Annotated in this window: 11 protein-coding genes; 5 read left to right on the top strand and 6 right to left on the bottom strand. The window is 74.4% G+C overall.

Annotated features, from left to right (window positions below; translation table 11 throughout):
- Positions 1 to 13: 13 nt before the first annotated feature.
- Positions 14 to 220: a cold-shock protein gene (locus AB0D94_RS16880; RefSeq protein ID WP_362051942.1), complete on the bottom strand. Its 207-nt coding sequence runs from the start codon at positions 218 to 220 to the stop codon at positions 14 to 16.
- 185 nt (positions 221 to 405) lie between these two features.
- Here AB0D94_RS16880 and AB0D94_RS16875 point away from each other — a divergent pair, with 185 nt between their 5' ends.
- Both AB0D94_RS16875 and AB0D94_RS16870 read left to right on the top strand, forming a co-directional pair.
- Complete coding sequence (locus AB0D94_RS16875; protein WP_362051940.1) at positions 406 to 1,437, top strand: 2-oxoglutarate and iron-dependent oxygenase domain-containing protein; 1,032 nt, start codon at positions 406 to 408, stop codon at positions 1,435 to 1,437.
- Between the two features lie 177 nt (positions 1,438 to 1,614).
- Positions 1,615 to 2,991, top strand: coding sequence for a DEAD/DEAH box helicase (locus tag AB0D94_RS16870; protein ID WP_362052110.1), 1,377 nt, complete (start codon positions 1,615 to 1,617; stop codon positions 2,989 to 2,991).
- A gap of 66 nt (positions 2,992 to 3,057) precedes the next feature.
- On the opposite strand, the gene AB0D94_RS16865 is transcribed toward AB0D94_RS16870, so the two are convergent.
- The 4 genes from AB0D94_RS16865 to AB0D94_RS16850 all read right to left on the bottom strand — a co-directional run bounded on the left by AB0D94_RS16865 (position 3,058) and on the right by AB0D94_RS16850 (position 6,587).
- Positions 3,058 to 3,996 (bottom strand): class I SAM-dependent methyltransferase, encoded by a 939-nt coding sequence (locus AB0D94_RS16865; protein ID WP_362051938.1) that lies wholly within the window; start codon positions 3,994 to 3,996, stop codon positions 3,058 to 3,060.
- A 180-nt stretch (positions 3,997 to 4,176) separates the two neighbouring features.
- The gene (locus AB0D94_RS16860; protein ID WP_362051936.1) at positions 4,177 to 4,716 is read right to left on the bottom strand and encodes a hypothetical protein; all 540 of its coding nucleotides are present in this window, start codon (positions 4,714 to 4,716) and stop codon (positions 4,177 to 4,179) included.
- Positions 4,717 to 4,952: 236 nt separating this feature from the next.
- Positions 4,953 to 5,459, bottom strand: a complete 507-nt coding sequence (locus tag AB0D94_RS16855; RefSeq protein ID WP_362051934.1) for an SRPBCC family protein — start codon at positions 5,457 to 5,459, stop codon at positions 4,953 to 4,955.
- 84 nt (positions 5,460 to 5,543) lie between these two features.
- Positions 5,544 to 6,587 (bottom strand): NUDIX hydrolase, encoded by a 1,044-nt coding sequence (locus tag AB0D94_RS16850; RefSeq protein WP_362051931.1) that lies wholly within the window; start codon positions 6,585 to 6,587, stop codon positions 5,544 to 5,546.
- Positions 6,588 to 6,803: 216 nt separating this feature from the next.
- On the opposite strand from AB0D94_RS16850, the gene AB0D94_RS16845 reads away from it, so the two are divergent.
- Complete coding sequence (locus AB0D94_RS16845; RefSeq protein WP_362051929.1) at positions 6,804 to 8,552, top strand: VanW family protein; 1,749 nt, start codon at positions 6,804 to 6,806, stop codon at positions 8,550 to 8,552.
- Positions 8,553 to 8,575: 23 nt separating this feature from the next.
- Positions 8,576 to 9,844 carry a DUF418 domain-containing protein gene (locus AB0D94_RS16840; RefSeq protein WP_362051927.1) on the top strand — a complete coding sequence of 423 codons (1,269 nt, stop codon included), beginning with the start codon at positions 8,576 to 8,578 and terminating at the stop codon, positions 9,842 to 9,844.
- A gap of 23 nt (positions 9,845 to 9,867) precedes the next feature.
- Here the strand turns inward: AB0D94_RS16840 and AB0D94_RS16835 are convergent, their stop codons facing one another.
- Positions 9,868 to 11,172 carry a phytase gene (locus tag AB0D94_RS16835; RefSeq protein ID WP_362051925.1) on the bottom strand — a complete coding sequence of 435 codons (1,305 nt, stop codon included), beginning with the start codon at positions 11,170 to 11,172 and terminating at the stop codon, positions 9,868 to 9,870.
- Between the two features lie 388 nt (positions 11,173 to 11,560).
- Between AB0D94_RS16835 and AB0D94_RS16830 the strand changes: the two genes are divergently transcribed.
- Entirely contained in the window at positions 11,561 to 12,103 is a 543-nt protein-coding gene (locus AB0D94_RS16830) for a hypothetical protein (RefSeq protein WP_362051923.1), read from the top strand.
- The last annotated feature ends 164 nt before the right edge of the window (positions 12,104 to 12,267 follow it).

Below are 12,267 nucleotides of genomic sequence, written 5' to 3'. Positions count from 1 at the left end.
CCGTGAAGCGGTGCTACCGGAGGGGGACCACCCGTTCGGCCTGGGGGCCCTTGGGGCCCTGGGTGACGTTGTACTCGACCTTGTCGTTCTCCTCCAGCGACTTGAAGCCGGAGGTCTCGATGGCGGAGAAATGCACGAACACGTCGGGGCCGCCGTCGTCCTGCTGGATGAAGCCGAACCCCTTCTCCGAGTTGAACCACTTCACGATGCCTGTTGCCATCTGGCTGATCCTTCTCAACGTTCCACTGCGGGCCGCACACGCGGCCGTCTCGATCCTGCCCGACCGCCCCGCGCACCACACGCTCAACGCGGCCAACCGGGGGCGCGCCGCCGATTCGAACTTCTGGCCGTGCTGTCCGTGATTCGAGGGAGCAATGCCTTCGGCAGACCCTTGAGGGGACGGATATGAACGGTTTCTCGACGTTCCGGGTACCGCGCCTGGTGACGGGCTCGGCCGCGGACGAGGCTCTGGGCCGGGCGATGACCGCGGCCTGGCAGCGGGACGGCATCTTCCAGGTCGCGGCCGACGCCGCGCAGCAGGCGCGGACCGGGGCGGCCTTCGCGGCGAGCCGCCGGTTCTTCGCCCGGCCCCTGGCCGAGAAGGCCGCGTGCGTCAACGACACCTCGTACAGCGGGTACATCGCCTCCGGCGAGGAGGTCACCGCGGGCGAGCAGGACGCCTCGGAGATCTTCACCATCACCCCGGACCTCCCCGCCGGCAGCGGCAAGCCCTGCCACGGGCCGGTCCCCTGGCCCGACGCCGCCTACCGTGCGGCCATGGAGTCCTACCTCGCGGGGGTGGGCGATCTCGGCGAACGGCTGCTGCGGCTCGTGGCGCTCGGCCTCGGGCCCGGGGACGGCCCCGGGCCGGGCGGCATCGACCGGCTCACCCGGCTGACCCACGGCGGCTGGCACCACATGCGGGTGCTGCGCTTCCCCGCCGCCTCCCGCACGGGAGCCGCCGACGGCCCGGCGGGACGCGGGATCGGCGCGCACACCGACTACGGGCTCCTCGTCATCGCCGCCCAGGACGAGGTCGGCGGCCTCTACGTACGGCCCCCGGTCCCGGGCGAGCGGCGGCCCCGGAACTGGCTGCCCGGCGAGAGTTCGGCGGGCTTCGCCCAGGACGCCCCGGGCTGGCGGTACGTGACCCCGGTCCCGGCGGTGCTGACCGTGTTCCCCGGGGACATCCTGCAGTTCCTGACCGGCGGCGCCCTGCTGTCGACCCCGCACCAGGTGCGGCTCGCGGACCGGGAGCGCTACACGATGGCCTATTTCCACGAGCCGCGCTTCGGGGCCCGCATCCGCCCGCTGGCCCCGTACGCCACCGAAGACGACGACACGGTGATCCACTACGGGGAGCACTTCACCCGCATGTTCATGCGCTGCTATCCGGAGCGGGCGACGACCCGGCGGCTGGCGGCCGCGGGCTGGTGAAACGGACGCCGGTCGGGCGGGACCCCCGCTGGTACCATGGGCGGTTGACCATCTTGTTCTCGCTTCGAAAGGTTCTGCATGAGGAACCCGTCAGCTCATGGGCGTTTCGGTGTGAAGGGCGGCGCCAAGAACGGCGGCAAGGCCCCTCGCAGCATCGGACCGCAGGGTGAGTTCACGATGCACGAGCCGAAGAATCCGGCGCTGCCGCCGGTGGATTCGTTCTCCGAGCTCGACCTGCCCCAAGAGCTGGTGACGAAGCTGGCCGAACTGTCGGTGGAGACCCCGTTCCCCATCCAGGCGGCCACGCTGCCCAACGCGCTGGCCGGCCGGGACGTCCTCGGCCGCGCGCGGACCGGCTCCGGCAAGACCCTCGCCTTCGGCCTGGCCATGCTGGCGCGCACGGCGGGACAGCAGGCGGACCCCAAGCGTCCGCTCGCGCTGGTCCTCGTGCCGACCCGCGAGCTCGCGCAGCAGGTGACCGAGGCGCTGACCCCGTACGCCGAGGCCCTGAAGCTGCGGATGGCCACGGTCGTCGGCGGGCTGTCCATCGGGCGGCAGGTCAGCTCGCTGCGCACCGGCGCCGAGGTCGTGGTGGCCACTCCGGGCCGCCTCAGCGACCTGATCGGACGGCGGGACGTGCACCTGGAGCGGGTGCGGATCACCGTGCTCGACGAGGCCGACCAGATGTGCGACATGGGCTTCATGCCGCAGGTCACCGAGATCCTGGACCAGGTGCACCACGCGGGGCAGCGGATGCTGTTCTCGGCCACCCTGGACCGCAACGTCGACCAGCTGGTCCGCTCCTACCTGAAGGACCCGGTCGCGCACTCCGTGGACCCGCAGGCGGGCGCGGTGACCACGATGGACCACCACGTGCTGCACATCCACGCGGCCGACAAGTACTCGGCGGCCACCGAGATCGCAAACCGCGAGGGCCGGGTGCTGATGTTCCTGGACACCAAGCACGGCGTCGACCAGTTCGTGAAGCACCTGCGGGCCATGGGCGTACGGGCGGAGGGGCTGCACAGCGGCAAGTCGCAGCCCCAGCGGACCCGGACCCTCGCGCAGTTCAAGACCGGGGCCGTGGGCGTCCTGGTCGCGACCAACGTGGCGGCGCGCGGCATCCACATCGACGACCTCGACCTCGTGGTCAACGTCGACCCGCCGGCCGACAGCAAGGACTACCTGCACCGGGGCGGCCGTACCGCCCGGGCCGGCGAGTCCGGCCGGGTCGTCACCCTGGTCACCCCCAACCAGCGCCGTGACATGGTGCGCCTGATGGCCGACGCGCGGATCCGGCCGACCATCACCCAGGTGCGCTCCGGCGAGGCCGCGCTGAGCCGGATCACCGGCGCCAAGGCTCCCTCCGGGGTGCCGCTGGCGGGCTCGGCGCCGACCGACGCCAAGGGCAAGCCCTCGGGCACGGAGCTCGGCTTCCGCGGCATGGGCACGCGGCCGGGCCGGGTGGGCAAGGGCAAGGAGTCCCGTAAGACGGCGGAGGCCCGGCAGACCGCCGAGGCCCGCCGGGCGGCCCGGGTTCGCCGGGGCATCTGACGCGCGCAGGCAGGCCCCCCGCGGATGCGGGGGGCCTGTCGCGTACGTGGCCCGCGGCGTACGGGGTCAGCCGCGGGCGCGGCGCCGCTTGTTCCGGGCGACGATCGCCCGCGTGACGACGGGGGGCAGCAGGTCCTTGGCGAGCCTGCGCCACCTGGCGCCCGGTCTGCGCACGGGGACCGGGGCCGGTTCCGCCGGTTCCGCCGGGGGCGCGGGGTGCAGCGGCTGCGGCGGGGTGGGCACCACGGCCCCTTGGTCGCCGATGCGGACCAGGGGACGGCCCGCGACGGTGTCGATGCCGTGCCAGAGGTCCGCACGGCCCTCCAGCCAGGCCCGGAGCGCCTCCTGGTGGGGCGCGGGGTCGTCCCAGGTGGCGTACAGCTTGGAGGCCGACACGCAGATCGGGTGCAGCTCACCGCGGACCACGGCGGCCCAGACGGCGGCCGCGACGCCGGGGCAGTGCTCGCTCCGGTAGTCGTCGAAGGCCACGACCCCTCCGGGGGCCGTCACGGTCCGCGAGGTCTCGATGTCCGTCACCACGTGCTCGTACAGGTGCGAGGCGTCGATGTGGACGAAGCGGCAGCTCTTGGGGCGGACCCGGTCGGCGACCACCGAGGTCGGGGCCTGGATCACCGTCGGCAGCGCCGGGTGGAAGGCCAGGTAGTTCGTCTCGAACCCGCGGCGCGTGAGGGTGGGGTACGAACTCTGCGTCTCGGCGAGGTTCGACTCGTCCGTCACGGGCGAGCCGAAGAGGTCGCAGACAGTGAACTCCTCCCCCGGCCGCAGGTGGCCGCCGAGGAAGATGGCGCTCTTCCCCATGAACGCGCCGAGTTCCAGGAGATCGCCCGGCAGGGGGTCGCCGGTGTCCTGACGCGTGAGGAACCAGTCGAAGAGCACCTGGTCGGACGCGGAGAACCAGCCTTCGACCGCGCTGTACGCGGTGGGGGCGGACGGGGCCGGCTCACCCTCGGGGGTGGTGACGGGAGCCTGTGAAAGGTGTGACACGGAGCGTCAATCCTCCAGCGGAACGGGAGCGGCTCAACGGGGACACCCGGCCGGGTAACGGCACCTTAAGGCCCGCACGGGCCTGTGACGAGACTCCAGCGCAGTACGCGTGGAATCAGCACCCCCACTTTCCCTTATCAGCCGTTCAACCACCTTACGTCCGGATATTCCCGCCTCGCGTCAGTACGGACGCACGGGCCCCGGCGCGGGACCGTCCCCGGCGGCCCACCTGCGCAGCCGCTCGGCGGCGGCGTTGCGGACCCGGCGGGTGCGGGCGGCGTCGGCCAGCAGGCTGAGGGCCTCGTACGAGGTCAACGACTGGGCGGCGGTGCGCTGGCACCAGTCGGAGGCGGTGGTGAGCGCGGCGGCGGACCAGGGCTCGCCCCGGGTGATGGCCTTGAGCAGGTTCCACTCGCGCAGCCTGCGCTCCGGGAACTCGCGGCCGGCCACGACGGGGGTCAGGGCCCCGGCCCAGGCGGGGAACGCCTCGTCGGCGAGCAGCCGCGCGGCCCGGCGGTCGAGGTGGGTGACCACCGCGCTCTCGGCCATCACCGGGTCGGGGTCGCGCAGCACGGCGGCGACGACCTCGGCCTCCCCGGCCCGCCCGGCGACGGCGGCCAGGGACTCCAGGTGGCCGGTGTAGCGCCAGTGCTCGGAGGGCTCGGCCCGCTCGGCGGGTCCGGCCGGCCCGGCGGGTGCGGAATGCTCGGCAGGGATCATCGGGCCGCGCCTTCCCCGCCCGGCCCCCGGCCCGCCCGGCGGCCGCCCGCGAGCTGCTCCCGGGCGGTCTCCGGGCCGGTTCCGGTGCCCGGCCCGGGGCCGGTACCGGAACCGGGCTTCGAGCCGGTCCTCCGGTCGGCCCGCCGGCCGACGGCGCACGGCCGCTGTCTGTTGCTCCCTCTCCCCATGCCCCCATTCCACACGACCCCCGTGAACGGCCGGTGGTCAGGGTCGCGTCAAAGCTCCTGCCCCGCCTCGTGCCCGGGCTCGGGCAGCGGGGCACCGGTCTCCAGGAGGGTCTTGAGGCTGGAGGCGAGCATCGGCCAGGCCCGGCCGCACATGCCGATCAGCGTGCCGCCGGGCTCGAAGTCCTCGTGGAGGATGGTCAGCCGGGCCAGGGTGTCACCGACCGGCTCGATCTCGTACGTGACCTTCGTACGCCGCTCCTGGGCCAGCTCGGCCCGCACTTCCTCCTCGATCCCGACCGAGGCCGCCCACTCGGGGGTGAAGGTGTGCCAGGTGTAGGACAGCCGGCGGTCCGGGACGCAGTCGAGGACCACCTGCGCGGGGTCGCTGGTGCGGTGCCCGCGCTCGACCCAGGCCATCGGCGAGCCCACCGCCCAGTCGGTCTCGAAGCTCAGGCCCCAGTACCGCCGGGTGAGGGCGGGATCCGTGAGTGCCTCCCAGACCCGGGCGGGATCGGCCTGGATGTACAGGGTGTAGGTGATCGTGCTGTCGCTCATGGCCCCATGCTGCGGGACCGCGCGCCGCGTACGCCGGATTTCGCCGCCCACGGCGGTGATCGCCGGGGCCGTGGGCGGCGCCCGTCACCAGCGGGTGCCCTCCGCGGGGAGTTCGGTGGGCGGCGTACGGGCGGGGGCCGGCAGCGCGAGGTGGCCGCGGGCCGCGTGGACCGCCGCGAGTTCGTGGTGGCCGGCCGGGCCCCAGTCGCTCAGCTCGCGGACCTGCTCGGGCGTGGCTAGCAGCCGGGCGTACGCCGGGTCCGCGGCCGGGGGGAGCGCCGTGAGGCGGGCCGCGGTGCGGGCGTGGGCGGCCCGGGCCCCGTACCGGTAGCCCAGCGGGATCGCCCCCGAGACGGCTCCCGCCGTCGGGGGCGGGAGGTGGGCGGCGCCGGTGGCGCGGGCGATCAGGAGCAGGACGCGGCCGTCGGGGGCGAAGAGCCAGCCCGACCGGTCCCGGACCGGCAGGTGCGCCGGGACCGGGCCGTGGTGCCAGGCGCCGTGCTGCGGGGTGCGGCGGCTGCGGAGCACACCGAGCCGGTCGAGGGCGGTGGGCGCGGTGGGACGGCCGTCCTCCAGCAGGGCGGTGCCCGTCCCGTTGATGCGGGCGCGCAGGGCCGACAGGGTGCGGCGGGCGTCGCCCGCGTCCATCAGGGCGGGCAGGTCGGCGGGCTCGGCGAAGTCGATGCCGGTGATCTCCTGGGCCGGCAGCCGGACGGCGTCGATCCGCTCCGGGGTCCAGGTGCCGCCGTCGTAGACGTGCAGGATCTCGCCGGGGAACCGCATCTCGGGCGGGATGCCGGGGGTGTCGGCCGGGATCCAGTCGACGGCCAGGCCGCGCGGGTAGTGGCCGTCGACCCCGAGCTCCTCGCGCATCTCGCGGGCCGCCGCCGCGGAGGGAGCCTCTCCCGCGTCCACCGCTCCGCCGGGCAGCAGCCGGTCGGCGCGGTAGTCGACGCTCTGGACCAGGACGCGGCCGTGGGTGTCGGTGACCAGGACGACGGCCGCGGCCCAGAACCCGGCGCGCGAGGCCCCGTAGGCCTGCGGGGTCATCCACGTTCCGGCCCGCTCCGGCTCGGGCCGGTCACCCCCCGAGCCATCGGTCACGGCCTCGTCGGTCAGCTGCGGCATCGGAACTCCGTTCACCGTGGGTGGACCCGCCGCCTGTGCAACAGCGAGGCCGGTCCCCGGGTTACGGCGCCCACCCGGGTCCGGCCACCCCCGCTTTGCCGCCCCTATACCTCCTTATTACCTGGTTATGCATTCCTTGATACTTTCCCGGAGCGGACTGGCGGCTCGAAAACCCGCCGGTCCGACCACGTCACCGGACCGAGGAGAGACCCCGCCATGCGACGCGCTTCCCGTACGGGCACCCGTACGGCCACCGGCACGAAGCGGTGGACCGTACCGGGACTGGCGGGACTGGCCTGCGGCGCCGCGGTGCTCGGCTTCGGCGGGCTGTACGCCGCCGGGCTGCTCCTGGCCGGAGAGGACGTCGCCCCGGGCACGAAGGTGCGCGGCGTCGACATAGGCGGGATGAGCCGGGCCGAGGCCCGCGCGGCACTCGACCGGGACCTCGGCCCCGCCGCCGCGGCCCCGGTCGCGCTGCGCGTCGGCGACCGTACGGAGCAGGCGGGGGCGGGGGCGCTCGGGCTGTCCCTGGACACCGCGGCGACCGCCGAGCGCGCCGCGCGTCCGGGCTCCGGCCCGCTCACGGTCATCGGCCGGCTGTTCTCCTCCGGCGACCCGGACCTGGCGCCGGTGGTCCGCCTCGATGAGACGGCGGCCCGCGCCACCCTGGACGCCGTGGGCGGGAAGGCCGGGCAGGAGGTCCGCGAGGGCTCCGTCGCCTTCGAGAAGGGCAAGGCCACGGCGGTGGCCCCGGTCACCGGCGTCGCCCTCGACGTCGACCGGTCCCTGGACGCGCTGCGCGCGCACTACCCGCGCCCCGGCGGTGAACCGGTCACCCTGCCCGTCCGGAGGACGGAACCGAAGATCGGGCAGCAGGAGACGGACCGGGCCCTGAAGGAGTTCGCCCGGCCCGCGATGTCCGCCCCCGTGACCCTCACCGTCGACGGCAAGCGCATACCCGTCGGCCCCGCGGTCCTGTCCGAGCACCTCACCATGAAGGGCGACGGCCAGGGCCGCCTCGCCCCGGCCCTCGACGCCGAGGCGCTGCTCGCGGACCCGGCCTTCGCCGGGCCGCTGCGCCAGGCGGTGCCCGGACCGGCCGAGGCCAGGCTCCGGCTCGACGCCGCGGGCGCGGTCACCGTCGCCGAGGAGGGCCGGGCGGGCCGGCAGGTCACCGAGCGCGCACTGGGCGAGGCCGTGCTGCCGCTGCTGACCGGGACCGACGCCGCCTCCCGCAGCGGCGCGGTCACCGCCGAGGCGGCCCCGCCCCGGCTCACCCGGGACACGGTCCAGCAGCTCGGCATCAAGGAGAAGGTGTCCTCCTTCACGATCCAGTTCGAACCGGCCGCCTACCGCACGACCAACATCGGCCGGGCCGCCGAGCTGATCAACGGCTCGCTGGTGCTGCCCGACGAGACGTGGAGCTTCAACCGCACGGTGGGCGAGCGCACGAAGGAGAACGGCTTCGTCGACGGCCTCATCATCAACAACGGCCAGTACGAGAAGGCCTCCGGCGGCGGGGTCTCGGCCGTCGCCACCACGGTCTTCAACGCGATGTTCTTCGCGGGCGTCAAACCCGTCGAGTACGGCGCCCACTCCTTCTACATCGAGCGGTACCCCGAAGGCCGGGAGGCCACGGTCGCCTGGGGCAGCCTGGACCTGCGCTTCGCCAACGACTCGGGCAAGGCCCTGTACATCCAGGCCGAGGCCAGTGACACCGCCGTCACGATCACCTTCCTGGGGACGAAGAAGTACGAGGAGATCCGCGCGACCCAGGGCCCGCGGACCAACGTCAAGCAGCCGGCCGTGCGCACCGGCAAGGGCCCGAAGTGCGAACCGCAGTCCCCGCTGGAGGGGTTCGACGTAGCGGTCGACCGCGTGTTCGTGCAGGGTGGCAAGGAGATCAAGCGGGAGACGATGAAGACCCGCTACACGCCGCGCGACAGCGTGAAGTGCGACGCGTGAGGAACATGCGACGTGTGAGGGTCATGCAACGCGTGAGGAACAAGGGGGCGGGCGCAGCGGTGGGAGCGGACAAGAGTGCGGGCGGTGGCGGCGGCACGGGCCGGCTGGCCGGGGTCGATGCCGTGCGCGGCCTCGCCGTGCTCGGCATGTTCGCCGTGCACGTCGGACCGGGCCCGCGGCCCGAAGGCGCCGGGTACCTGATGATGGCGGCCGACGGCCGCGCCCCGGCCCTCTTCACCCTCCTCGCGGGCTTCTCCCTCACCCTGGCCCAGCGCGGCCGCAACCCGGCCGCCCAGCCCGGCGGCTGGGCGCTGCGGTACCGCCCGCTGCTGGTCCGCTGCGCCGTCCTGGCCGCGCTCGGCCTGTGGCTGGCCGGGCTGTGGCCCGGGATCCTGGTCATCCTGGCCTTCTTCGCCGTGTACTTCCTCGCCGCCGAGCCGTTCACCCGGATGTCCACCCCCGTGCTGACCGCCGTCGCGGGCGTCTCGGTGGTGGCGGGTCCGGTGCTGTCGTACCTGCTGGGCCCGCTGTTCGGGTACGAGGCGTCCGGGCGGGGCCTGGTCCCCGAGGCCACCGACCTGACCAGCTGGGCCGGGCTGGGCGACGCGCTGTGCGCGCTCCTGCTGACCGGCGCGTATCCGCTGGCCACCTACTTCCCGTACGTCCTGGCCGGGATGGCCCTGGCCCGGCTGTGCGACGTGCGCCGCCGTGCGGTGGCCCTGCGGATGGCGGTGTGGGGCGCGGTGGCGGCGCTCGCCGGGTACGGCTCGGCCTGGGTCGCCACGCACCTGTTGGGCACGCGGGAGCGGCTGATGGAGGCGATAGCCGTCCACCACCCGGAGGCCATGGCCGCGGCCGATCCCGTGCGCGAGGTGCTGAGCGGACAGTACGGGGCCGTGCCCAGCACGTCCTGGCACTGGCTGCTCGTGGCCGACCCGTACAGCCAGACGCCCCTGGAGACGCTGGGCAACGCGGGCGTGGGCTGCGCCCTCATCGGGCTGTGCGCGCTGCTCGCGCGGGGCCGGTTCGGCGCCGTGCTGCTGCGGCCGTTCACGCTGCTCGGGGCGATGGCGCTGAGTGCGTACGTCGTCCACGCGCTGGTGCTGGCCGGTCCGGCCCACGGCGCCGCGTCCTGGTCGGCCTGGTTCCTGTTCAGCGGCGCGGCCCTGGCCCTGACCTGGGTGTGGCAGCGGGTCTGGGCCGACAGTCCGCTGCGCCGGGGGCCGGTGGAGCACGCGCTGCGGCTGGCCACGTACGGCCGGCCGCCGGCCCGGGTGCAGGAGCCCGTCTGACCGGCCGGCGGCGGCCGTGACCGTCAGTCCTCCAGGGCGTCCAGCACCTTGCCGAGGTCCACGAACTTGAAGTTGGTGGCGGTGCGGTCCGCGCTCACGGGGGTCTCGTGACCGTCCTGGACGACGAGGAGACCCCTCGGGTACTTGTTCCCCAGGGGCGCGTTGAGGGCGGCCGCGCCGTCGCACTCCTCGGAGCCGTCGAGCGCGCCGGACGCGGTGATCCGGAAGCCGCCCTCGTACTCGTTGTCGTCGCCGGTCTCGCGGTCGTAGGCGGCGAAGGTGTTGTCGCCCTGGCTCGACGCGAGGAGGTAGCCGTCACCGCCGGGCTGGGTGACCAGGGTGAGCCCTTCCACGTCGGCGGAGAGCCGGCGGCCGCCGAATCCGGCGTCGGGCCCGGGCACGCACTCCTCGGTCTGCTCGTCGTAGGTGCCGGGCGTGCCGTACTCGCGGACCTTGTCGATCAGTTGGGGCGTACCGGTGAGGTCGGCCCGCAGCCGCCAGATGCCGATGTCCTCCTGGCCCGCGTAGAGCGTGCCGTCGGCCGGGTCGACCACCATTCCCTCGACCTGGGGCAGCTGGCCCGGTTCGGCGCACGGTGACCAGGTGGCGCCGCCCGGCAGCCGGAAGGAGGCGGGAAGGTCCAGGGTGCGGATCTTGCGGTATCCGACGGTGCCGGAGCCGGTGGGCAGGATCTCGAGCAGCGCGATGGTCGTGGTCTCGCGCCGGCTGACGAGGGCGTACGTACGGCCGGTGGCGCGGTCGGTCCAGGTGGCGAGGCCGTAGGCGGTCCGCTGGCCGTTGACCTCCTCCTGGTCGGCGGAGAAGACGGGGCGGGCCGCCCGGTCGGTGACGTCGGTGAGGGGGCCGCCGGGCCGGTCTCGGTCGATGCGGTGGAAGCGCAGCCGGTCGTTGCCGCGGTCGGTGGTCACCGCCAGGTCGGCGCGGCCCGTCGTGAGCCGGATCCCGTGGACGAGGTCCACGTTGTTGAAGCGGCCGGGAGCGTCGCCGGGCGCGGGGCCGGCCGGGGCGGGGAGGGACTGGACCTGCCGGGCGTCGAGGTCGTAGACGCGCAGGCCGCCCTCCTTCGCCGTGACCACGACCAGGCTGCGTCCGGGGTCGGCCGCGTTGCGCCAGATCGCCGGGTCGTCGGCGTCGGCGGCGCCGCCTTCCTCGTCGTCGTACAGGGCGGCGGTCTCGGCCCGGGGGGCGACGGCCGGCAGCGCGGCGCCCCGGGACGGGTGGGCCTGCGCGGGCACCGTCGCGGCGAGCGCCGCGAGGGCGGCCAGGGCGGCGATCACGCTCGACCGCCGGATGCGGGAGAGGGGCACGAAGTGGCTCCTTGATGTCGGGGACGGATCCGTGTCGGGGGCTGATCCGCGTCGGAGGCTCATCAGGACCAGCATGGGCGCCCTGCGTGTCCGCCGCCCCAGCGGTCGGCCCTACCGCCATGGATTTGACATGAACACCGCATAAACGGCGGAACCTCGGGGCCGTGCCGGGGCGGCCCGCAATGACTTCGGGATATCAAAGCGTTCACCCTTCCGAGGAGTGGATGAGACGAAAATATGTGCGGCCCGTGTGGGCTCTTCGACCCTTCCGCCCCAAGGCGGACACGGTTTCTGGATCGTTGGGTGATCTCTGTCCGGGGCACCGCGCAGCTCACTCGTCCGCGTGACGCGTGGAGTTGTGGCGGCACGTGTACGGCAGGGTGGACGGATGCAGTCGCGCCGGACGCTCCCCCTGCCCCTGACCCTCGCCGTGCTCGTGCTGGCCAGTGGATGCGTCAGCGTGCGGCCCGCGGCACCGCCGGACGCGCTGCGCCCCGCGCCCGCCGCGGCCCCTGCGGCTCCCCGGCACGCACCCCCTCAACCGCCGCCCCTGGCCTTGCCGTTGGGCGTCCTGCCCGCAGCTCCCGCGCCGGAGCCGGTGGCCGGGGCCCCGGTGCCGGAGGCCGAACCGGAGGCCGAACCGAAGGCGGCAGGACCGCGGGAGGACGTGCGGCCCGCACCCGCCCGGCCGCACCGCCCGCTCCGCCCGCGGCGGGACGCCTCCGCGGAGCGGGCCCGGCCCGCGCCACCCGCCCTGGCCCCGGCCCCGGCCCCGCGCCGTGCCCGCTCCGCCGAACCGGCCAAGTCGCGCCAGCGGCCGCCCGCGGCGCCGAGGTCCCGGCCCGCGCCGCAGCGTACGTACGACATGGCACCCCTGTGCGAGGCCGCCAAGGGCATCGTCTCGCCCTCCATCGTGGCCCTGTGCCGGTAGGCGCGGGCGGCCGGCACCCAGGGAGCGTCGTCGAAGTGGCGTCGGCCGCCCGCAGGGCGGCGCCGGCGGGGTCCGGCTGAGCCCCGCCACAAGGCCGAATCCGGGGATTACCGGGGATTAATGGGTGGATCGGCCCGTACCGCATACCTAGAGTGACGGCACAC

This window comes from Streptomyces sp. NPDC048255 (genome assembly GCF_040652415.1).
Taxonomy (GTDB): Bacteria; Actinomycetota; Actinomycetes; order Streptomycetales; family Streptomycetaceae; genus Streptomyces.
The sequence above is the reverse complement of the archived record's forward strand: the minus strand, read 5'-3'. Positions and strand labels throughout refer to the sequence as shown.

Coding starts and splice junctions, on each gene's coding strand:
- AB0D94_RS16870 (WP_362052110.1), top strand. CDS start 1,615: ATGCACGAGCCGAAGAATCCGGCGCTGCCGCCGGTGGATTCGTTCTCC.
- AB0D94_RS16880 (WP_362051942.1), bottom strand. CDS start 220: ATGGCAACAGGCATCGTGAAGTGGTTCAACTCGGAGAAGGGGTTCGGC.
- AB0D94_RS16855 (WP_362051934.1), bottom strand. CDS start 5,459: ATGAGCGACAGCACGATCACCTACACCCTGTACATCCAGGCCGATCCC.
- AB0D94_RS16830 (WP_362051923.1), top strand. CDS start 11,561: ATGCAGTCGCGCCGGACGCTCCCCCTGCCCCTGACCCTCGCCGTGCTC.
- AB0D94_RS16845 (WP_362051929.1), top strand. CDS start 6,804: ATGCGACGCGCTTCCCGTACGGGCACCCGTACGGCCACCGGCACGAAG.
- AB0D94_RS16860 (WP_362051936.1), bottom strand. CDS start 4,716: ATGATCCCTGCCGAGCATTCCGCACCCGCCGGGCCGGCCGGACCCGCC.
- AB0D94_RS16840 (WP_362051927.1), top strand. CDS start 8,576: ATGCAACGCGTGAGGAACAAGGGGGCGGGCGCAGCGGTGGGAGCGGAC.
- AB0D94_RS16875 (WP_362051940.1), top strand. CDS start 406: ATGAACGGTTTCTCGACGTTCCGGGTACCGCGCCTGGTGACGGGCTCG.
- AB0D94_RS16850 (WP_362051931.1), bottom strand. CDS start 6,587: ATGCCGCAGCTGACCGACGAGGCCGTGACCGATGGCTCGGGGGGTGAC.